18 protein-coding genes are annotated in these 19,930 nt (G+C 66.7%); 12 read left to right on the top strand and 6 right to left on the bottom strand.

Annotation, left to right across the window (positions count from 1 at the left end; genetic code table 11):
• Window positions 1-356 precede the first annotated feature (356 nt).
• The gene (locus PQU89_RS00610; protein ID WP_272764128.1) at window positions 357-2,828 is read left to right on the top strand and encodes a bifunctional diguanylate cyclase/phosphodiesterase; all 2,472 of its coding nucleotides are present in this window, start codon (window positions 357-359) and stop codon (window positions 2,826-2,828) included.
• 240 nt (window positions 2,829-3,068) lie between these two features.
• Here the strand turns inward: PQU89_RS00610 and astD are convergent, their stop codons facing one another.
• From astD to PQU89_RS00580, 6 genes are all read right to left on the bottom strand, one after another.
• Entirely contained in the window at window positions 3,069-4,535 is a 1,467-nt protein-coding gene (astD, locus tag PQU89_RS00605) for a succinylglutamate-semialdehyde dehydrogenase (protein ID WP_272764127.1), read from the bottom strand.
• A gap of 102 nt (window positions 4,536-4,637) precedes the next feature.
• On the bottom strand, window positions 4,638-5,663 hold the full coding sequence (astA, locus tag PQU89_RS00600; protein WP_272764126.1) for an arginine N-succinyltransferase: 1,026 nt from the start codon (window positions 5,661-5,663) through the stop codon (window positions 4,638-4,640).
• The gene (locus PQU89_RS00595; protein ID WP_255908881.1) at window positions 5,663-6,703 is read right to left on the bottom strand and encodes an arginine N-succinyltransferase; all 1,041 of its coding nucleotides are present in this window, start codon (window positions 6,701-6,703) and stop codon (window positions 5,663-5,665) included. The genes astA and PQU89_RS00595 overlap by 1 nt, the downstream gene beginning before the upstream one ends.
• A 57-nt stretch (window positions 6,704-6,760) precedes the next feature.
• Window positions 6,761-8,002: an aspartate aminotransferase family protein gene (locus PQU89_RS00590; RefSeq protein WP_272764125.1), complete on the bottom strand. Its 1,242-nt coding sequence runs from the start codon at window positions 8,000-8,002 to the stop codon at window positions 6,761-6,763.
• A 271-nt stretch (window positions 8,003-8,273) separates the two neighbouring features.
• Window positions 8,274-9,245: a GlxA family transcriptional regulator gene (locus PQU89_RS00585; RefSeq protein WP_047965697.1), complete on the bottom strand. Its 972-nt coding sequence runs from the start codon at window positions 9,243-9,245 to the stop codon at window positions 8,274-8,276.
• Between the two features lie 528 nt (window positions 9,246-9,773).
• Window positions 9,774-10,004: a DUF3079 domain-containing protein gene (locus PQU89_RS00580; RefSeq protein WP_272764344.1), complete on the bottom strand. Its 231-nt coding sequence runs from the start codon at window positions 10,002-10,004 to the stop codon at window positions 9,774-9,776.
• Window positions 10,005-10,280: 276 nt separating this feature from the next.
• Here PQU89_RS00580 and PQU89_RS00575 point away from each other — a divergent pair, with 276 nt between their 5' ends.
• The 11 genes from PQU89_RS00575 to PQU89_RS00525 all read left to right on the top strand — a co-directional run bounded on the left by PQU89_RS00575 (window position 10,281) and on the right by PQU89_RS00525 (window position 19,871).
• Window positions 10,281-11,045: a transporter substrate-binding domain-containing protein gene (locus tag PQU89_RS00575; RefSeq protein ID WP_272758609.1), complete on the top strand. Its 765-nt coding sequence runs from the start codon at window positions 10,281-10,283 to the stop codon at window positions 11,043-11,045.
• Between the two features lie 258 nt (window positions 11,046-11,303).
• Window positions 11,304-11,963 (top strand): hypothetical protein, encoded by a 660-nt coding sequence (locus PQU89_RS00570; RefSeq protein WP_272764124.1) that lies wholly within the window; start codon window positions 11,304-11,306, stop codon window positions 11,961-11,963.
• 16 nt (window positions 11,964-11,979) lie between these two features.
• Window positions 11,980-12,492 (top strand): Lrp/AsnC family transcriptional regulator, encoded by a 513-nt coding sequence (locus PQU89_RS00565; protein WP_272764123.1) that lies wholly within the window; start codon window positions 11,980-11,982, stop codon window positions 12,490-12,492.
• A gap of 87 nt (window positions 12,493-12,579) precedes the next feature.
• Window positions 12,580-13,647 (top strand): homoserine dehydrogenase, encoded by a 1,068-nt coding sequence (locus tag PQU89_RS00560; RefSeq protein ID WP_272764122.1) that lies wholly within the window; start codon window positions 12,580-12,582, stop codon window positions 13,645-13,647.
• Complete coding sequence (locus PQU89_RS00555) at window positions 13,644-15,059, top strand: aldehyde dehydrogenase family protein (protein WP_272764121.1); 1,416 nt, start codon at window positions 13,644-13,646, stop codon at window positions 15,057-15,059. Before PQU89_RS00560 ends, PQU89_RS00555 begins: the two co-directional genes overlap by 4 nt.
• Before the next feature lie 97 nt (window positions 15,060-15,156).
• Entirely contained in the window at window positions 15,157-15,954 is a 798-nt protein-coding gene (locus tag PQU89_RS00550; protein WP_272764120.1) for an ABC transporter ATP-binding protein, read from the top strand.
• A 28-nt stretch (window positions 15,955-15,982) separates the two neighbouring features.
• Complete coding sequence (locus PQU89_RS00545) at window positions 15,983-16,759, top strand: ABC transporter substrate-binding protein (protein ID WP_272764119.1); 777 nt, start codon at window positions 15,983-15,985, stop codon at window positions 16,757-16,759.
• Between the two features lie 48 nt (window positions 16,760-16,807).
• Window positions 16,808-17,485: an ABC transporter permease gene (locus tag PQU89_RS00540; protein WP_272764118.1), complete on the top strand. Its 678-nt coding sequence runs from the start codon at window positions 16,808-16,810 to the stop codon at window positions 17,483-17,485.
• An 11-nt stretch (window positions 17,486-17,496) separates the two neighbouring features.
• A complete protein-coding gene (locus PQU89_RS00535; protein ID WP_272764117.1) occupies window positions 17,497-18,183 on the top strand; it encodes an ABC transporter permease in 687 nt (228 codons plus the stop codon).
• A gap of 35 nt (window positions 18,184-18,218) precedes the next feature.
• A complete protein-coding gene (locus tag PQU89_RS00530; protein WP_272764116.1) occupies window positions 18,219-19,388 on the top strand; it encodes a trans-sulfuration enzyme family protein in 1,170 nt (389 codons plus the stop codon).
• A gap of 45 nt (window positions 19,389-19,433) precedes the next feature.
• The gene (locus PQU89_RS00525; RefSeq protein WP_272764115.1) at window positions 19,434-19,871 is read left to right on the top strand and encodes an Lrp/AsnC family transcriptional regulator; all 438 of its coding nucleotides are present in this window, start codon (window positions 19,434-19,436) and stop codon (window positions 19,869-19,871) included.
• Window positions 19,872-19,930 lie beyond the last annotated feature (59 nt).

Raw genomic sequence — 19,930 nt, 5'->3', positions numbered from 1 at the left:
CGCCGTTGCTGCGGCCAGAGGGCCTGTTAACGCCTGTTTTATCGCGGCGGCCGGGCAAAACCGGCCGCCGCGATTAAATCAGTATTAACTGATCCTAGCTCACACTATAGACACCGCCACCCGGCACCGACGTCCACAAGGTGCGCCCATTCCGCGCATGGCTGCCACCCGGGCCGCCGCCGCGGCTGTCCGGGCACACAGTTGTCCTGCTTGCCACACTGGCAGTGGGGTCAAATCAAGTTCCGGCATGCTGTAGCGGCATGGCCGCCATGACTTAAGGTAAAGTGATAATTTGCCGCCGGCATCGGGCGGCGCTGCCTGACCCCTTTTGCGACCCCAGCCGAAAGCCCGTCCGCATGCTATCTCTGTCCTGGCCCGCCAGTACGCCGTCCGCCAACAGCGCGACCCCGCTGCCGCTGGCGCTGCTGCTGTGTTTCCTGATCTCGCTGATGCTGCTGTTGCAGCTGGTGTCGCCGGGCTGGGCACGCCTGCCCGGCTACGCCGCCATCCACACCATGCTGGAGATCCTGTCCATCGCCATGAGCCTGCTGGTGGCGGTGATGGCCTGGTTCCGCACCGACAGCAGCCGCCCGCTACGGGTGCTGGCGGTCGGCTTCGCGGTGATCGCGGCACTGGATACCCTGCACACCGTGTCCTACGCGCTGCTGCCGGCCTTCGTCACCGCCAACACGCCGCAAAAGGCCATCGTGCTGTGGCTGGGCGCACGCACGATGGTGGCGCTAGCGATCCTGTGCATGCTGCTGCCGCCCCCGCAACAGCGGCGCGCCATTCCGCTGCTGTGGCTGTACGGCGCGCTGGTGGCGCTGCTCGGCGTCGGCCTGTACAACAGGCTACCGGTGCTGTACCAGCCCGGCAGCGGCCTGACCTCGCTGAAGATCGTGCTGGAATGGCTGCTGGTGGGCGGCTACCTGCTGCTGGCCTTTCGCGTGCACCGCGCGCAGCAGTCGATCTTTGCCGGGCAGTGGCTGACCGCCGGCCTGCTGGTGCTGGCCTTCGGCGAGCTGTTTTTCTGCTTCTACCAGCTGGTGGACGACGTCGCCAACGGCCTCGGCCACGTGTTCAAGGTTATCGGCCAGGGCTTTTTCCTGCGCGGGGTGATCGAAACCCGCCTGCTGCAACCCTACCAGCAGCTGACGGTGGAAAAAACCGCGCACGAGGACGCACGCAACCGCCTGCACGCACTGGTTTCCGGCGCGCCGCTGGGCATTCTGGTGGTGGATCAGGACGGTCGCATCGTCAGCAGCAATCCGGCGGCGGAACAGCTGTTCCATGCCGCGCCGGGCGCGCTCGACGGCGGCCACATCGACCAGCTGGTGCCGATCGCACGGCGCGGCGCGCACCGCCAGCACCGTGGCGGCTACCACGCCGCAGCCAGCGTGCGCCGCATGGGCGAGCGCCAGCAGGTGACCGCCGAGCGCTGTGATGGCAGCCAGTTTCACGCCAGCGTCGAGCTGGCGCCGCTGCACTGGGGCCAGCACGCCTATGTGCTGGCCTTTGTCAGCGACATCAGCGTGCAGGTGCAGCAGACCTCGCAGCTGCAATGGCTGGCGCTCAACGACGAACTAACCGGGCTGCCCAACCGCCATGCCACCATCCAGAAGCTGGACGCCAGCCTGCAGCAGTGCCCGCACGGCGCGCTGCTGCTGTGCAATATCGACGCACTGGGGCGCATCAACCAGGTGTTCGGCCACGACAGCGGCGATGCGCTGCTGGTGGCCAGCAGCCAGCGCCTGCAAGGCCTGCTGCACCCCGACGAGCAGCTGACGCGGCTGCAGGGCGACAGCTTTGCCGTGCTGATGCCGGGCCAGCGCCAGCCGCTGCCGCGCGCGCAGCAACTGCTGGAAGCCTTTGCCGCACCGTTCGTGCTGCCCGGCGGCATCGAACTGCAGGCCGGCGCCCGTGCCGGCTACTGTCGCTATCCGGAGGACGGCGACCAGCCCGGCCAGCTGCTGCAAAACGCCGAGATGGCGATGACCGCCGCCAAGCGCAGCATCAGCACCCCGGTGGTGGCGTTCAGCGATTGCGAGCCGGCACGCACCCGGCGCTGGCTGCAGCTGGCCGGCCAGATGGCGCTGGCGCTGCAGCAGCAGCAATTCGCGATGGTGTACCAGCCGCGGGTGCGGCTGCGCGACGGCAGCGTCGCCGGCTTCGAGGCGCTGCTGCGCTGGCAGTCGGCCGAGGGCCCCATCAGCCCCGGCGAATTCATCCCGGTGGCGGAAGAAACCGGCTTCATCCTGCGCCTCGGGCGCTGGACCCTGGATCAGGCCATCGCGCAGCGTGCCGCCTGGCAGCGCGACGGCTACCAGGTTGGCCGCATGGCGATCAACCTGTCGCCGCGCCAGCTCGGCGATGCCGGGCTGCAGGACTGGCTGCTGCAAAGCTGCCAGCGTCACGGCGTGGCACCGGCGCAGCTGGAGCTGGAAATCACCGAGACCGCGGCAATGGAAAACCTGCAGTGGGCGCTGCCGCTGCTGCAGCAACTGCGCGGACTGGGGCTGCACCTCGCGCTCGACGACTTCGGCACCGGCTACTCCTCGCTCGCCTACCTGCAGCAGCTGCCGGTGTCGGTGCTGAAGATCGACCTCGCCTTCGTGCGCAATCTCGACCGCGAAGAAGGCCGCGCGGTGGCGCGCACCATCATCACCCTAGCGCAACAGCTGGCCTGCGGCACCGTGGCCGAGGGCGTGGAAACCCCGGCGCAGCAGGCCTGGCTGCTGGCCAACGGCTGCGACGAGATGCAGGGTTTTCTCGAGGCGCGGCCCATGCCGCCGACGGCGGTCGCCGACTACCTGCGTGGCAAGTCCTGAGAAACTGTTCAATGTCTGCTGCGACTGATCTCACATGGGGCGATACCGCGTTGAAAACGCTTTCGGCCTGCTTGTTTATATCCAGCTAAACGCCGCTTTCTCCGTCGTTTTCGCCTTGTCTCGCGTGAGCGCGCGCGACTTTGAACAGGTTCTGAGCGCGTGCGGCCAAGCTTGCACAAGGTTGGCCGCACGCAAAAAAGCCCGCACGCGGCGGGCTGTCAAGGAGCAGAAACAACACCCTCAGAAAGTCATGCCCGGCGACAGCTGCGCCGGCAGCGTCAGCTCGCCCGCTTCCACCGACGCCATCGGGTAGGCGCAGTAGTCGGCGGCGTAGTAGGCGCCCGGGCGGTGGTTGCCGGACAGGCCGGTGCCACCGAACGGTGCAGCGGATGAAGCGCCGTTGGTTGGTTTGTTCCAGTTCACCACGCCGGCGCGGATGTCCTGGTTGAAGCGCTGCCACAGCGCCGCGTCGTCGGCCAGCAGCGCGGCGGACAGGCCGTACTGGGTGTTGTTGGCGATCTGCAGCGCTTCGTCGAAGTCGTGGTAACGGATGATCTGGCTCAGCGGGCCGAAGTATTCCTCGTCCGGCAGCTGGGCGGCGATGTCAGTCACGTCCACGATGGCAGGGGTCACGAAGGCCTTGCCGTCCTGCAGCTGGCGCATGGCCAGGATGGATTTGGCGCCCAGCGCCAGCAGCTTGTCCTGTGCGGCCAGCATGCCCTGCGCGGCCTTCAGCGACACCATGGCGCCCATGAACGGCTGCTGCTCGGCATCGTATTCACCGATGGTGAGCTTGGCGGCCACTTCGGCAAAGCGGGCGATGAAGCGGTCGCCGAACTCGCCGTGCGGCACCAGCAGGCGGCGCGCGCAGGTGCAGCGCTGGCCTGCCGACAGGAAGGACGACTGGATGGCGTGGTGCACGGCGCCGTCCAGGTTGTCCACCTCGGCCACCAGCATCGGGTTGTTGCCACCCATTTCCAGCGCCAGCATGAAGCCGGGGCGGCCGGCGAACTGCTTGTGCAGTGCCACGCCGGTGGCGGAGCTGCCGGTGAACAGCAGGCCGTCCAGCGCCGGGTGCTGCGCCAGGGCGATACCGGTATCGCGCTCACCCTGCAGCAGGTTGATCACGCCAGCCGGTGCGCCGGCCTTTTCCCACAGCTTGATGGTGAGCTCGGCCACCAGCGGGGTGAGTTCCGACGGCTTGAACAGGATGGTGTTGCCGGCGATCAGCGCCGGAACGATGTGGCCGTTCGGCAGGTGGCCGGGGAAGTTGTACGGGCCGTACACCGCCATCACGCCGTGCGGGCGGTGGCGCAGCACGGTGGTGTCGCCGGCCAGCTCGCCACGCTTTTCACCGGTGCGGTCGTTGTAGGCGCGGATGGAGATGTCGATCTTGCCCACCATGGCCGCCACTTCCTGGCGCGACTCCCACAGCGGCTTGCCGGTTTCCACGCCGATGGCGCGGGCCATGTCTTCCTTGTGCTCGCCCAGCACTTCGGCAAAGCGGCGCACCAGCGCGATGCGCTCGTCCAGCGAGCGGCGGCGCCAGTCGTCAAAGGCGCGGCGCGCAGCGGCGAAGGCGGCGTCGATGTCGGCGGCGGCGGCCGAGTGGCCTTCCCATACCGGCTGGCCGTTGGCCGGGTTGAGCGAGACGAAGGTTGCGCCGCGACCGGTGGTCCAGGCGCCGTCGATGAACAGTTGGCTCATTGCTGTATTCCTGTCTGGACACCTCGAAAAATTCCCGTTTTTCGAGGCGCCCGTTTGTGTTGGTAAACCGGCAGCACTGGCTGCCGGCAATAAATGTTCGGTTTATTTGGCCGGGTTCTGCGGCATCACGCGGACGCGGTCGCCGGCTTTCACCTGCAGCGCGCGTGCCTGTTCGGCGGTGAGGTGCACCACGCCGTCTGCCACGTTGGCCGCAGCCAGAATCACGCGGAAGTCGGCCAGCTCGGCGTTGGCCACCAGCTGGCGCGGAGCGTCGGCAGCCGCTTCGGCCACGATTTCCACCTGGTACAGGCCGCTGTCGCGCATCACGCGCAGGTCGTCGATGCGCGCTTCCAGCACCGGGCCGCCTTCGAAGATGTCCACGTGCTGTTCCAGGCGCAGGCCTTCCACTTCCAGCAGCCGGCGTGCCGGCTCGGTTTCCTTGTGCACCTTGCCGATGCAGTCGCGGGCGTCCTGCGGCAGGAAGTCGATGTACACCGGGTAGCGCGGCATCAGCTCGGCAAGGAAGGATTTCTTGCCCAGCGCCACCAGGCGATCGGCCTCGTGAAAGTCGATACGGTAGAAGTGTGCACCCAGCGCCTTCCAGAACGGCGATTCGCCGTTTTCGTCGAAGTAACCACGCATTTCGGCGCAGATGCGCTCGGCAAAGCGCTCGCGGAACTGGCCGATGAACATGAAGCGCGCCTTGGACAGCAGCGAGCCGTTGCCGTTAACGCGGTAATCCGGGTCGAGGAACAGCGTGCACAGCTCGGAATAACCGGTCAGGCCATGCGACATGTGCAGCTTGTCCATGCGCGTCCACAGCCCCAGCTCGCGGCTGGCGTGCACGAAGGTATCCATGCGGTAGGTCCAGAACGCCTGGTCGAGGCCGACGGCCACTTCGATACCGCACACCCCCACCACTTTGCCGCTGGCAGTGTCTTCCAGCACGAACAGATAGCCCTGCTCGGCCAGTGGTAGTTCGCCGGCGATGGTGCGCTGCACGCGCTCAAGGCGCGCACCCTGCGCGACCGGGTCCGGCTTCAGCGTGGTCAGGCCGGGGCCGGCCTTGTGGCCCAGCATCACCAGCGCGTCGACGTCGTCCGGCCGGCACATTCTCAATACGATCATCAGCGGCCCCCTTCGGTCTGCAACGGAACGCAACGCACGGCGTCGCCATCCACGATCTCAAGCGCATCGGCTACCGCGGTCGGCAGCGTGACTTCGTCGCCCTGCAGCGGCGGCAGGTCCACCAGCAGGCAACGGAATTCGGCGGTCAGCGTGTTGCTGACCAGATACGGCACGGTGGCGCCGCTGACCACGCCGCGGCGGGCGGTGTGCAGGCGGCTGTAACGCACCGAGCGACAGACATCCAGCTGTGCGGTGAGCACCGGGCCGGCGTCGAACAGGTCGACGAAATGATCCGGCTCCAGGCCTTCGGCCAGATGGCAGCGGTAGTTGGTGCGCGCGCCGCTGTGCGGCTCACCCATCACGCGTTGCGCTTCCTCGGCGATCAGCGGCACGTACAGCGGATCGACCTGCATCATCTCGGCGATGAAGGTGCGGCTGCGGCCACCGGAGGCCAGCTCCATCTCGGCAAAGTCGCGACGGAAGAACTTGAAGCCGACCGCGTCCCAGAACGGCGAGCGGCCGTTGTCGTCGGTGACGCCCGGCAGCACCGAGAAGATCTCGTTGTTGAAGCGTTCGCGGTGCTGGGCGATGAACATCATGCGTGCTCGCGACAGCAGCTGCGGCGCGGCCATGCCGCGACCGAGCGCCGCTTCGTCGAAGTAAAAGCCGGTCAGGCGGGTGCGGCCGGTCAGCTCGTGCGAGGTCACCAGCGCGTGCACGCGGTGGTTCACCTTCAGCTCGCGCGAAGCGTGCACCAGCACTTCGTTGCGGAAGGCGTAGAACGGCTCGGAGAAGCCGGCAACGGCCATGATGCCGGCGGTGCCGTGCAGCTGGCCGGTGGCGGTGTCTTCCAGCACGAACAGGTAGCTTTCCTCGCCGGGGCAATCGACCTCGGCGCGCAGCGAATGCACGGAATCATCCACCCGCTGCTGCAGGCGATCGCGGTCGGGCGGCAGGGAGTGCAGTACCGGGCCGTCGGAACGCGCCATGCGTTCAATCTGCGGCAGGTCGGACAGCTTGCTCGGACGGACTAGGAGCATGGATATTCCTCTGTAGGGAAAAACGGCGGCGATACTTGGTCGCCGCCGTGTATGGCATTAGGCCGGTTGCGCCTGTTTGGCGGTTTCCGCCTTGGTCACCAGTTCGGCGATGGTGGCGTCCAGACGCGCCAGACCTTCCTTCAGGTCGGCTTCCGGAATCACCAGCGACGGCACGATGCGCAGCACGTTGGTGCCGGCCACCAGCACCAGCAGGCCGTGCTTGGCGGCGGCGTTGACGATGTCCTTGGCCTTGTTGTGGAACGCGCCCTGCAGCTCGGCGCCGATCAACAGGCCCATGCCGCGCACTTCCTTGAACACGCCGTGCTTGGCATTAATGGCGGCCAGGCCGTCCTTCAGCAGCTGGTGACGCTTGCTGACGCCGTCCAGTACTTCCGGGGTGTCGATCAGTTCCAGCACCTTGTCGGCCACGACGCAAGCCATCGGGTTGCCGCCGTAGGTGGAACCGTGGGTGCCGACCACGAAGGAGGCGGCGACCTTGTTGCTGGTCAGCATGGCGGCGACCGGGAAGCCGTTGCCCAGAGCCTTGGCGCTGGTCAGGATGTCCGGAGTCACGCCGTAGGCCTGGTAGGCGTACAGCGCGCCGGAGCGGCCGACACCGATCTGCACTTCGTCGAAAATCAGCAGCGCGTTGTGCTTGTCGCACAGCTCGCGCAGCTTCTGCAGGTAGGCCTTGGTGGCCGGCAGCACGCCGCCCTCGCCCTGTACCGGCTCCACGATCACCGCGCAGGTGCCGGCGTTGATGGCGGCCTCGGCGGCTGCCAGATTGTTGAATTCGATGTGGTTCAGGTCACCCGGCAGCGGGGCGAAGCCTTCGGTGTACTTCGGCTGGCCGCCGACCGACACGGTGAACAGGGTACGGCCGTGGAAAGCCTGTTTGCAGGACACGATGCCGGTCTTGCTGCCACCGAAATGGTCGAAGGCGTAACGACGGGCCAGCTTCAGCGCGGCTTCGTTGGCTTCGGCGCCGGAGTTGCAGAAGAACACCTTCTCGGCAAAGGTGGTCTCGGTCAGGCGACGCGCCAGTTTCAGTGCCGGCTCGTTGGTGAAGGTATTGGACAGGTGCCACAGGCGGTCCACCTGCTCGTGCAGAACCTTGGTCAGTTCCGGATGCAGATGGCCCAGGCTGGTTACGGCGATGCCGCTGGCGAAATCGATGTATTCCTTGCCCTGCTGGTCCCACAGGCGGGAGCCTTCACCCTTGACCGGTACGAACGCGGCCGGGGCGTAGTTGGGAACCATCACTTCATCAAAGGTTTGGCGGGTAACGGGAGCGGACATCTGGGAATCCTTCATCTGGCGTTGAGATGGAGCCATTCTAGGCAGGTGCGTCAAACTTTCCGTCCAGAATCAAGACACGCAGCTTTCTGTTTGGGCCAGCCGGGTCGCTTGCGGCCAACGTTGGCCGCATCGCGTGTCAGCAAGTAGCCCGGATAAGCCACAGGCGCATCCGGGAGGGGCTCCGATGTTCCCGGAGGCGCTGCGCTTATCCGGGCGACGAACGGCTTGGGGCAGCCGGGTCACCTGCGGCCAACGTTGGCCGCAGACGGCCTCAGCCTTCGTCGGCCAAGTCGCTGTCGCCGGGGAAGCGCTCCTCGCGCGGCGAGATGCCGAAATGAGTCCGGTACACGGTGGAAAAGTGCGGCCCGGAAGAAAAGCCGCACAAGAGCCCGATCTGCACCACCGATTTGCCGGTGTTGCGCAGCAGTTGCCGCGCGCGCTCCAGCCGCAGCTGCAGGTAGTAGCGCGACGGCGAATCGTCCAGGTACTGCTTGAACAGGCGCGCCAGCTGGCGCCGCGACTGGTTGGTGAGCCGCGCCAGCTCGTCGGTGGTCAGCGGCTCCTCGATATTGGCTTCCATCAGCATCACCGCCTCGGTGAGCTTGGGGTGTTTCTCGCCCACCCGCGCCAGCAGCGGCACGCGCTGGCGTTCGTCGCTGCCGCGCACGCGCTCGGCGCACAGCACCGCGGCGATGGACTCCACCAGCTCGACGCCGTGCTGGCGCCCGATCAGCGCCAGCGTGCCGTCGATCTGCGCCAGACCGCCGGCACAGGTAAAGCGGCCGCGATCCAGCTCGTACACGTGCTGCGACGCCACCACACTGCGAAAGCGCTCGGCAAAGGCCGGCTGTTCCGGCCAGTGGATGGTGGCGTGGTAGCCGTCGAGCAGCCCGGCACTGGCCAGCCACCAGGCACCGCAGTGCACCCCGCCCAGCAGCGACACGCGGGACGCCAGCAGCGCCAGCGCATGGCAGCACAGCGCGGCATCACTGAACGGCAGCACGCCCTCGCTGAGCACGAACAGCTGGTCGCAGGCTTCGGCGTCGCGCAGCGCGCCGCTCACCGGGTAGCGCATGCCGCCGGCCATCGGCAGCGGTTGGCCGTTCCAGCTATAGAAGCGCAACTGGTACAGGGTCTTGCCGGCCAGACGGTTGGCCTGCAGGAACGGCTCGGCAAAGCAGCCGATGCCGAACGGTGAACACGGCGGCAGCAGCAGCACCGCCAGCTGCAGCGGCGCCGTCATCGGCCCGCCCCCGCGGCGCAGGCGCTGCCGGCCGACACCGCGAACGGCGGCGCCACACCAGCGGCGGCGACGGGCAGTTGCCGGGCGGCAATGACGGGCAGGGACATGCTTCACTCCTTGGCGGCTGACGCTGCCGGCGGCAGCGGAAGAATCGGGATGGCGCGCAACGCGCACGGCGGGGGCACGGCCACCGCGACGCCCGGCGCGGCAACGACGGTTACCGGTGCCGGCGGCGCGAACGGACGCACCCAGCCTGTTGCGTACGCATCATTTCAGCAATCCCCGCGCCCCACAACGGCCGGCGGCGAGATTGACGCGACGCAGCAATCGGCCAAAACAGGAAAATTATCCAGCCTTATCAAGGAGATAAAATTTTTTACTACTAGAAAGGGCAAGCGGCGACGGTGCCGCTTCTGTACAGCGATGTCACCTGTACGCAAGTGGCGGGCGGTGCGGCGACGCCTGGCCGCGGTCGCGCTGGCAGCGGGCCGGCACAGCCTTGCGGCCAACCTTTGCCCGCGACGGCGTTCAGCTGCTGCTGGCGGCAGGCTCAGTGACGGGCGCCGGCTGCGCCGCATCGTCGTCCGGGGTGATGCCCCAGTCGCCCCACAGATACCAGTCGTCACCGAGCATCTCGGCCGGGTGCTGGGTGCGGCCGGAACCGTTGCCACACTGCAAGGAGCTGGCCGGGCAGTACTTGTCGCAGCCCCAGCAGATGCGCTCCGGGTGCTTGGGGTGCAGCGGGAATTTCTTGGCCATGGCGTGGTGCGGGCGTGGTGCCGGGAAGCCGTCCCGGCCCGGTGTCGCGCTGGGCGGCGACGGGTCAGCGCCCATTGTAGCCACCCGCGCCAGCACGGCATTGATGGCAGTCAAGCGCCGGAAAACCACTGCCGCCGGATTTTTCATGTCGCACTGGCAAAAAAGCCGCACAAATGTATACACAATTGACGCACGGTTGGCACGCGTCCGCGATTAAGATAGAAACAGCCGCGGAGTGCGACACACACCGCAACGACAAAGGAAAACGGAGACCCCATGAACTACAAACACCTGCTGGCGCTGACCGCCATCTGCTCGCTGCCGCTGCTGGCACAAGCCCAAACCATCCGCATCGTCACCGATGTCAGCTACCCGCCGTTCTCGAAACAGGCCGCCGACGGCAGCATCACCGGCTTCGATCCGGACATCGCCCGCGCCATCTGTACCGAGGCCAAGCTGCAGTGCGAACTGAAAGCGATGGACTTCGACGGCATCGTGCCAGCACTGCAGGCCAAGAAGTTCGAAGTCGCCATCGCCTCGATGAGCATCACGCCAGAGCGCGCCAAGATCGTCGATTTCAGCGACATGTACTTCAACGTGCCCGGCCGCCTGCTGGCCAAGGAAGGCACCCAGATCAACGACGCCTGGTACAAGGGCAAGAACATCGGCGTGCTGCGCAGCGCCGTGCAGCAGCAGGAAGCCAACGACAAGCTGAAGCCGAAAGGCGCGCAGATCAAGGTCTACGGCAAGATCACCGACGCCTTCCTCGACCTGTCCAGCCAGCGCCTGGACGCGGTGTTCCTGGAGTCCACCGTCGGTGAGGAAGACTTCCTGAAAACCGGCAAGGGCAAGGGCTACGCCTTTGTCGGCCCGGTGTTCAACGATCCGAAGTACTACCAGGGCTGCGGCATTGCGGTACAGAAAGGCAACAAGGAACTGCTGGCCAAGATCAACGTGGCACTGAAGAAAATCCTGAAGGACGGCACCTACAAGAAGATCCAGGACAAGTACTTCAGCAACGACATCTACCCGTTCAAGTAAGCACTACCGCCGGCGCGCCAGCGCCGCGCCGGACCCCCGCAACCCGCACCGCCCCGGTGCGGGTTTTGTTTTGCCGCGGCCAACGTTTGCCACCGTCATCAACGCAGCCAACCGGAACAAAAATCGGAAAATTGGCGCGATGACGTAGCAAAAGCCCATCACATTGCGCTTTCGCCGCGATCACTCTCTGCATAATGACAGTCAAGGTGTCGCCGCCGGAGACCGAGTCCGGGGCGGCAGCAAGACGGGAGGGGTCGTATGCGTGAACCATTTTTTGCCGGCGAATTGCCGCTGCCGCACGACGGCGGGATCGCGATGCCGCCCGGCCCGCAGTGGCGCTGCCGGCTGTTGCCGGCCCCCGGCGTCGCCGGCCGCCCGCTGCCTGCCCTGCAGCGGCAACACGCGCTGGCGCTGCTGCAGCAATTGCGTCCGGCCGGCATCACGCTGGCGCCGCCGGTGCCGCACCCGGCGGGCCTGTGCTGTCACGCCGCTGCCGACGCCGACGGCCGGGTGCCGGCCTATGCGCTGCTGCGCGGCGACCGCAGCGTGGAAATGGTCGCCGTGCTGCCCACCGGCTACTGGCCGCCGCACGCGCACGCCTGGTGGCCGGGGGTGTACGAGATCCCGCTGTTGCAGCAAATCACCCCGCTGCTGCTGCCGCTGGCCGACGCGCTGGCGCTGCCGGCGCCCTGCTCGCTGCAGATGACGCTGCTGGCGCTGCAGGGCAGCGCGCTGATCGCCAAGCGCCAGCAAGGCTCGGAACGGGCCTATCCGCTGCCACCGGGCGTTGACCGCATCGAACTGCCGGCGGTGCGCCTGGACGGCTTCGACGCCGAGCGCAGGCGCGCACTGATCCAGGTGCTGGACCAGGTGCGCCGCGGTGCGGGGGCCGGCTCGGCCACCGCGTTCTATCTCTAATTTTCCGGTATCCGCCATGAGCACAAGCCTTGATTCGTTCGACCAGAAGATCCTCACCATCATGCAGCGCGACTGCTCGATCAAGGCGGAGGTGATCGCCGAGGCCATCGGCCTGTCCGCCTCCGCCGTGCAGAAGCGCCTCAAACGGCTGCGCGCGGAAAAGATCATCACCGCCGAAGTGGCCGTGCTCGACCGCGCACTGGTTGGGCGGCCGATGAGCTTTGTCGCCGCCATGGAAATCGAGCGCGACAACTACGACACCGTCAACCGCTTCCGCGAGTGGGCGAAGCAGATCGACGCCATCCAGCAGATCTACTACGTGACCGGTGCCGCCGACCTGATCGTCATCATCACCGCCCAGGATGTCGAGGCCTACGACCGCCTGACGGCACGGGTGATGGAGAACAACCCGATGATCCGCCGCATCACCACCAACGTGGTGCTCAACACGCTGAAAACCTCGCTGTTCATCCCGGTGGAAGGCGACGGGCAAAGCGCAGCCGACAGCAGCCAAAACGCAACAAAATAACCGTTTTTAGCGTCAATTAGTCGATTGTTTGCGACATTTCGCCGCCGTAACATGAAGTTCCACACTCGAATACGAAGGGATCCAGCGATGACTTTCCGATTGGCACTGATTGGTTTCGGCGGCGTTAACCAGGGCCTGGTGGCTCTGCTCAAGGCAAAACAAGGCAAGCTTGGCGGCCTCGACTTCCGCATCACTGCGCTGGCCGACCTGCGTCTGGGCGTGGTCAGCAACCCGCAGGGCATCGACCTGGACGCACTGCTGGCCACCGCCGACAGCGGCTTCAGCACCGACGCGCTGCGCCGCGATCCGTCGACCCGCATCAGCGAACACATCGACCTCGCCGCCACCCTCGAACTGGTCACCGCCGACTACGTCGACGTGGTGGTCGAGGCCACCTTCACCGACCCGCACACTGGCGAGCCAGCGCTGTCACACTGCCGTGCCGCGCTGAGCCACGGCAAGCACGTGATCACCACCAACAAGGGCCCGATCGCGCTGGCACAGCAGTCGCTCACCGCCCTGGCTGCGGCCAACGGTGCCGCCATCAAGTACGAGGGCGCAGTGATGAGCGGCACGCCGGTGCTGCGCCAGATCGGCACCACGCTGCGCGGCTGCGAGATCAACGGCTTTGCCGGCATCCTCAACGGCACCTCCAACTTCGTGCTGGAACGGCTGGCGCAGGGCCACGACTTCGACGCCGCGGTGCGCGAGGCGCAGGCGCTCGGCTACGCCGAGGCCGATCCCAGCGCCGACCTCGGCGGTGGCGACGTACAGCTGAAGGTGGTGATTCTCGCCAATACGCTGTGGCAGGCCGGCCTGACCCGCGCCGATGTGCCCTGCCGCGGCATCACCGGCCTCACTAGTAGCGACATCCACGCCGCGCAGGCCGCCGGACGCAGCTGGCGCCTGGTCGGCTCCGCCACCCGTCACCCGGACGGCAGCGTCAGCGCCAGCGTCGAGCCGCGCGAACTACCGGCCGGCCACCCGCTGGCGGCGATCGGCGGCGTCACCAACGCCATCACCTTCGACACCGACGTGCTGGGCGGCGTCACCATCAGCGGCCCCGGTGCCGGGCGCGTGGAAACCGCCTTCGCCGTGCTGTCCGACCTGATCGAGCTGGCCGAGCAGACCGGCGGCCAGGAGGTGCAAGCATGAACGCGCCACTCAAACAGCAAGCCATGCACTGCGAAGTGCAGTCGCCGTTTGACGGCAGCGTGGTCGGCAGCGTCGAGCTGACCCCGGTCGAGGCGCTGCCGGCCATCGTCAGCCGCGCCCGCCACGGCGCAACGTTGGCCGCAGCGCTGCCGCGCCACCAGCGCGCCGAGCTGCTGCAGCGCGCCGCGACCATGGTGGAACAACAGGCCGCCGAGTTTGCCCGCACCATCGTGCTGGAGTCCGGCAAGGCGCTGCGCCAGGCACGCAAGGAAGTGGCGCGCTGCGTCAACACCCTGCGGCTGTCGGCGGAGGAAGCCAAACGTCACGGCGGCGAGATCATTCCGTTTGATTCCTACGCCGGTGCCGAAGACCGTAGCGGCTATTTCACCCACGAGCCGCTGGGCGTAATCCTCGCCATCACCCCGTTCAACGACCCGCTGAACCTGGTCGCCCACAAGCTGGGGCCGGCGCTGGCCGCCGGCAATGCGGTGATCCTCAAGCCGTCGCTGCTGGCGCCGCTGTCGGCGGTGAGACTGGCGGAGTGCCTGTGGCAGGCAGGCGTACCGCGCGACGCACTGCAGCTGGTGCATGGCGGCAGCGACGTGGCCGCGCCGCTGGTGCGCGACAAGGCGATCCGCATGATCAGCTTCACCGGCGGCCCGGTCAGCGGCGAAGCCATCACCCGCGAGGCGGGACTGAAGAAGCTGGCGATGGATCTGGGCGGCAACGCGCCGGTGATCGTGATGGCCGACTGCGACCTGCGCGACGCCGCCGAATCCTGCGTCTCCGGCGCATTCTGGGCCGCCGGGCAGAACTGCATCGGCACCCAGCGCCTGCTGATCGCGCGGCCGGTGTACGAGCTGTTCACCCGCTACCTGACCGAGCTGACCGCCGCGATGCGGGTCGGCGACCCGCTGGACGAGGCCACCGACATGGGGCCGATGATCAGCGAGGCGCAGGCCTGCCGCATCGAAAGCTGGGTGGACGAGGCGATCGCAGAGGGTGCCACCGTACTGTGCGGCCACCAGCGCCAGGGCGCGCTGTACGCGCCGACCATCCTCGCCGACGTCCCCACCACTGCCCGCGTCTGGCGCGAGGAGGTGTTCGCGCCGGTGGTGATCGTCGCCCCGTTCGACGATCTGGAAAGCGCGCTGGCTGCGGCCAACGATAGCGACAGCAGCCTGCAGGCCGGCATCTTCACCAGCCATCTGGAGACGGCACTGGGGGTGGCGGAACGGCTGCAGGCCGGCGGGGTGATGATCAACGACTCCTCCGACTTCCGCTTCGACGGCATGCCGTTCGGCGGCTTCAAGTACGGCTCGCTGGGACGCGAGGGGGTGCGCTTCGCCATCGCCGAGATGTCGCAGCCCAAGGTGATCTGTTTCAAACGCAAGCGCCTGGGCGCGCACTAGAAAGCGGTTCCAAGTCGTCGTGCCGGCGGCGCTGCCGCCGCCGGAAGTGGCACACAAAAAAAAGACGTCCACAAATCGAGAATAGAGAGGATCACCCATGACATCCCTAGCCCATCCCGCTTTTTCGCCGCCGGCGCCGGTGCTGGCCATCGAGGAGCTGCACAAGTCGTTCGGCAGCGTCGAGATCCTGAAAGGCATCTCGCTCACCGCGCACAAGCACGACGTGATCTCGATCCTGGGCAGCAGCGGCTCCGGCAAAAGCACCCTGCTGCGCTGTATCAACCTGCTGGAAACCCCGGACGCCGGCCGCCTGACCATCAACGGCGAGCATCTGGAGATGAAGGCGACGCACGATGGCGGACTGACGCTGGCCGACCCGCAACAGATCATCCGCATCCGCCGCAAGCTGGCGATGGTGTTCCAGCAGTTCAATCTGTGGGCGCACATGACGGTGCTGCAGAACGTGATGTTCGTGCCGCAGAAGGTGCTCGGCCTCGGCCGCCAGGAGGCAGAAGCCAAGGCGCTGGAGATGCTGGAAAAGGTCGGCATGGCCGGCAAGTGCCACGCCTACCCTGCCCAGCTCTCCGGCGGCCAGCAGCAGCGGGTAGCCATTGCCCGCGCGCTGGCCACCGACCCGGAAGTACTGCTGTTCGACGAGCCGACCTCGGCGCTGGACCCGGAGCTGGTGGGTGAAGTGCTGAAGGTGATGCGCGCGCTGGCCGAGGACGGCCGCACCATGCTGGTGGTCACCCACGAGATGGGCTTCGCGCGCGAGGTCGCCAGCCGCGTGGTGTTCGTGCACCAGGGCAAGATCGAAGAAGACGGCTGCCCCGACGAAGTGTTCACCCGCCAGCAGTCGCCCCGTTTCCAGAAATTCCTGTCCAGCATCCTGTGATCGCCGCCCCCACCCAAAGGAAATCGCCATGAAAAAGCTCGTGTTCTCAGCCCTCACCGCCCTGACCCTGATCAGCACCGCCCACGCACAACAGGTCGTCCGCATCGGCACCCTCGCCGACTACGCCCCGTTCGAATACAAGGACGCCTCCGGCAAGCTGCAGGGGATGGAGATCGAAATCGGCAACAAGATGTGCGCCGCGATGAAAGTGACCTGTCAGTGGGTGACCATGGACTTCGACGCACTGATCCCGGCGCTGAAGGCCCGCCAGATCGATGCGGTACTGGCGCAGATGTCGAGAACCGCGGAACGGGAAAAGTCGGTGGACTTCAGCCGCATCTTCACCACCGCACCGGTCCACCTGGTGGCCAAGAAGGGCAGCGGCATCAGCAACCAGCCGGCCACGCTGCGCGGCAAGACCGTCGGCGTGCAGACCGCCTCTACCCATGAAAGCTATTTCCGCAACCGCCTGCCGACCAGCAGCAGCGGCATCAACGTCAAGGTCTACCAGTCGCTGGATTCCGCCTGGCTGGATCTGGAGTCCGGCCGCATCCAGGCGGTGTTCGCCGACAGCACCGTGGCCCACGACTGGCTGGCCAAGGGCGGCCAGCAGGCGGGCTTCGCCCTGGCCGGCCAGGCCATCAGCGACGACGCCATCTTCGGCGCCGGCACCGCCATCGCCGTGCGCAAGGGCGACAGCAAGCTCAAGGCGCAGTTCGACCTCGCCATTCTCGGCGTGCACAAGGACGGCTACTTCCAGGCCGTCAACAAGCGCTACTTCCCGTTCAGCATCTTGCCGCAATAACCCCACCCGCCGGGCCGCCTGCATGGCGGCCCGCACTGGAGACTCTCCATGGCTGCACTATTCGACTACAGCGCTCAGCTGCTGGAAGGCGCTGCCCTGACCCTGGAGCTGGCGTTCACCTCGCTCTGCTTCGGCCTGCTGCTGGGGCTGGCCGGCGCCGCCGCCAAGATGTCGGCACTGTCCTGGCTGCGACAGAGCGCCCATCTGGTCAGCAACGTCCTGCGCGGCATTCCCGAATTCCTGATCCTGCTGATCTGCTACTTCGGCCTGTCTAACCTGATCAACACCTACTTCGCCGGCACGCTGAGCCTCAGCCCGTTCGCCGGTGGCGTGGTGGCGCTGGCGCTGGTGTTCGGCGCCTATGCGTCCGAGGTATTCCGCGGCGCCTTCCTGGCGGTGCCCAAGGGGCAGCTGGAAGCGGCGCGCTCCTACGGCCTGTCGCGCTGGCAGATCTTCTGGTGCGTGCAGCTGCCGCAGGCATGGCGCATCTGCCTGCCCAGCCTCAACAACATGTGGCAGAACCTGCTGAAGGACACCTCGCTGGTGTCGATCGTCGGGCTGGAAGACATGCTGCGCAAGGCCAATATCGCCGCGCAGTTCACCAAGCAACCGTTCGTGTTCTACGCCGCGGTGGCGGTGATCTACCTGCTGCTGCTGGCCGTCTCCAACCCAGCGTTTGCCTACTTTGAAAAACGCGCCAACCGCGGCTATGCCAGCCCGGCGTGAAAGGAACCCTCATGGACCAACTTGCCTTGCTACTGAGCCAATCGTGGCCGGCGCTGCTTGACGGACTGTGGATCTCGTTGCAGTTGCTGCTGCTCTCCTGCGTGCTCGGCTTCGCGCTGGCGGTGCCGCTGGCGGTAGCGCGCAGCTCGCCGCGGCGCTGGATCGCACTGCCCAGCCGCCTGTTCATGTCCGCGTTTCGCGGCACGCCGCTGCTGGTGCAGATCTTCATCCTCTACTATGGCCTGGCCCAGTTCGAATGGGTGCGCGATTCCGCGCTGTGGCTGCTGGTCGGCGATGCCTTCCCCTGCGCGCTGTTGGCGCTGACGCTGAACCTGGCCGCTTACATGGCGGAAGACATCCGCGGCGGCATTCTCGGCGTGCCGGCCGGCGAAAAGGAGGCCGCCACCGCCTTCGGCATGAGCCGGCTGATGGTCACCTGGTACATCGTGGTGCCACGCGCCATCGGCATCTCGGCGCCGACGCTGGGCAACGAGATCGTGCTGCAGCTGAAGTCCACAGCGCTGGCCAGCACCATCACCGTGCTCGATCTCACCGGGGTGGCGCGGCGGCTGTCGATCGAGTCCTACACCACCGACGCGCTGCTGCTGGCCGGCCTGCTCTACATCGTCATCGCCGCCGTGCTGTCGCTGCTGACCAGGTACGGCGAGGCGCGCCTGAACCGACACCAACTGCGCTGACCCTGTCGGCGTGCAACCAACCCAGCGAGAACAATATGGACTATCAACTGGAAACCATGGTGATTCATGCCGATGCCGACCTCACTGACGAAAAGGGTGTCGCGCCGGCCATCCACTACTCGGCGGTGTTCAAGGCCGAGGACAGCGCCGAATTCATTGCCATGTCCAGCGAGCCGCAGCACCCGCGCAACTACACCCGCTACGGCAACCCGGTGCACGAACGGGTAAAAACCGTGATGGCGCAGCTGGAGGGCACCGAGACGGCACTGGTGACCGCCTCCGGCATGGGCGCCATCGCCACCACGGTGCTGGCGCTGGTCAAGGCCGGCGACCACGTCATCGGCCAGCGCCGGCACTACATGAGCACCAGCAAGCTGCTGGACGACATGCTGCCGCGCTTCGGCATCGAGGTGACGCTGGTAGAACAGGAAGACGCCGCCGCCTTCGAAGCGGCGATCCGCCCCAACACGCGGCTGATTCTGCTGGAAAGCCCGGTCAACCCAGTGCTGATGCTGACCGACATCGCCGCCGTCACCCGCGTGGCCCGCGCACACGGCATCCTGACCATGGCCGACAACACCTTCTCCTCGCCGATCAACCAGCGTCCGCACGCGCTGGGGGTGGACATCGTGGTGCACAGCGCCACCAAGTACCTGGGCGGCCACCACGACATGAGCGGCGGCGTGATCTGCACCAGCAAGGCGCTGGCCGAGGAAATCTGGCACACCCACATCACGCTGGGCGCGGTGCTGTCGCCGATGGATGCCTGGCTGCTGCTGCGCGGCCTGCGCACACTGCCGATGCGCGTCGAGCGCATCAACGCCAATGCGCTGGCGCTGGCCCGCTTCCTGGAACAGCAGCCGCAGGTCGAGCGCGTGTACTACCCGGGGCTGGAGAGCCATCCGCAGCACGAGCTGGCGCGCACGCAGATGCAGGGCTACGGCGGCGTGGTGGCGTTTGGCGTGCGCGGCGGCTACGCCGAGGCCGAGCGCTTCGTCGCCGCGCTGCAGATCCCGCACAACGCCGGCAACCTCGGCGGCGTCGACTCGCTGGCCATCCACACCGCCGCGATGTGGGCCGGCACCATGAGTCCGGCGCAGATGCAGGCCGCCGACATCCCGCTCAACTTCATCCGCTACTCGGTCGGCATCGAGAATGTCGAAGACCTGAAGCGCGACGTACTGCAGGCGCTTGCCACACTGTGACCCCCAGCGGGCGGCGCCACCGCCCGTTCCGGAGCTGACCCAACCATGAAACTCGACGCAATCGACCATCAAATTCTCGATGAGCTGACTGCCGACGCCCGCATTCCGCTGGCGACGCTTGCCACCCGGCTGGGCCTGTCGCGGCAATCGGTGCGGCAACGTATCGACCGCCTGGAAGGGCAAAAGGTGATCAGCGGCTACACCATCCGCCGCGCCGGCAACAGCAACGCGGACACGGTTCGTGCCGTAATGCTGGTGTACCGCAAGGACCGCATGCGCGGCGCCGATGTCACCAGCGTCATCGCCAAGATCCCGGAAGTGGTGGACTGCGCCATCCTCAGCGGCGAGATCGACCTGATGGTGCGGCTGGAAGCCGACTCCCACGAGCGCATCAACCAGATCTGGAGCCAGATCAGCACCCTGCCCGGCGTGCAGAACATCAATACCTGCTTCGTGCTGTCGGCCCTGGTGCAGCGGGCGTGAGGCGGCAGCGCTCGCGTGGTGGAAGCACTGCCGCCCGGCAAGGTTGGCCGCAACGGCGA

Origin of the sequence: Vogesella indigofera, assembly GCF_028548395.1 — a bacterium.
Classification (GTDB): Bacteria; Pseudomonadota; Gammaproteobacteria; order Burkholderiales; family Chromobacteriaceae; genus Vogesella; species Vogesella indigofera_A.
Note: the sequence above shows the minus strand (reverse complement) of the source record. Positions and strands in the feature narration are given on the sequence as shown.

Coding starts and splice junctions, on each gene's coding strand:
- astD (WP_272764127.1), bottom strand. CDS start 4,535: ATGAGCCAACTGTTCATCGACGGCGCCTGGACCACCGGTCGCGGCGCA.
- PQU89_RS00530 (WP_272764116.1), top strand. CDS start 18,219: ATGGACTATCAACTGGAAACCATGGTGATTCATGCCGATGCCGACCTC.
- PQU89_RS00570 (WP_272764124.1), top strand. CDS start 11,304: ATGCGTGAACCATTTTTTGCCGGCGAATTGCCGCTGCCGCACGACGGC.
- PQU89_RS00575 (WP_272758609.1), top strand. CDS start 10,281: ATGAACTACAAACACCTGCTGGCGCTGACCGCCATCTGCTCGCTGCCG.
- PQU89_RS00525 (WP_272764115.1), top strand. CDS start 19,434: ATGAAACTCGACGCAATCGACCATCAAATTCTCGATGAGCTGACTGCC.
- PQU89_RS00550 (WP_272764120.1), top strand. CDS start 15,157: ATGACATCCCTAGCCCATCCCGCTTTTTCGCCGCCGGCGCCGGTGCTG.
- PQU89_RS00590 (WP_272764125.1), bottom strand. CDS start 8,002: ATGTCCGCTCCCGTTACCCGCCAAACCTTTGATGAAGTGATGGTTCCC.
- PQU89_RS00560 (WP_272764122.1), top strand. CDS start 12,580: ATGACTTTCCGATTGGCACTGATTGGTTTCGGCGGCGTTAACCAGGGC.
- PQU89_RS00535 (WP_272764117.1), top strand. CDS start 17,497: ATGGACCAACTTGCCTTGCTACTGAGCCAATCGTGGCCGGCGCTGCTT.
- PQU89_RS00595 (WP_255908881.1), bottom strand. CDS start 6,703: ATGCTCCTAGTCCGTCCGAGCAAGCTGTCCGACCTGCCGCAGATTGAA.
- PQU89_RS00610 (WP_272764128.1), top strand. CDS start 357: ATGCTATCTCTGTCCTGGCCCGCCAGTACGCCGTCCGCCAACAGCGCG.
- PQU89_RS00585 (WP_047965697.1), bottom strand. CDS start 9,245: ATGACGGCGCCGCTGCAGCTGGCGGTGCTGCTGCTGCCGCCGTGTTCA.
- PQU89_RS00565 (WP_272764123.1), top strand. CDS start 11,980: ATGAGCACAAGCCTTGATTCGTTCGACCAGAAGATCCTCACCATCATG.
- PQU89_RS00545 (WP_272764119.1), top strand. CDS start 15,983: ATGAAAAAGCTCGTGTTCTCAGCCCTCACCGCCCTGACCCTGATCAGC.
- PQU89_RS00580 (WP_272764344.1), bottom strand. CDS start 10,004: ATGGCCAAGAAATTCCCGCTGCACCCCAAGCACCCGGAGCGCATCTGC.
- astA (WP_272764126.1), bottom strand. CDS start 5,663: ATGATCGTATTGAGAATGTGCCGGCCGGACGACGTCGACGCGCTGGTG.
- PQU89_RS00555 (WP_272764121.1), top strand. CDS start 13,644: ATGAACGCGCCACTCAAACAGCAAGCCATGCACTGCGAAGTGCAGTCG.
- PQU89_RS00540 (WP_272764118.1), top strand. CDS start 16,808: ATGGCTGCACTATTCGACTACAGCGCTCAGCTGCTGGAAGGCGCTGCC.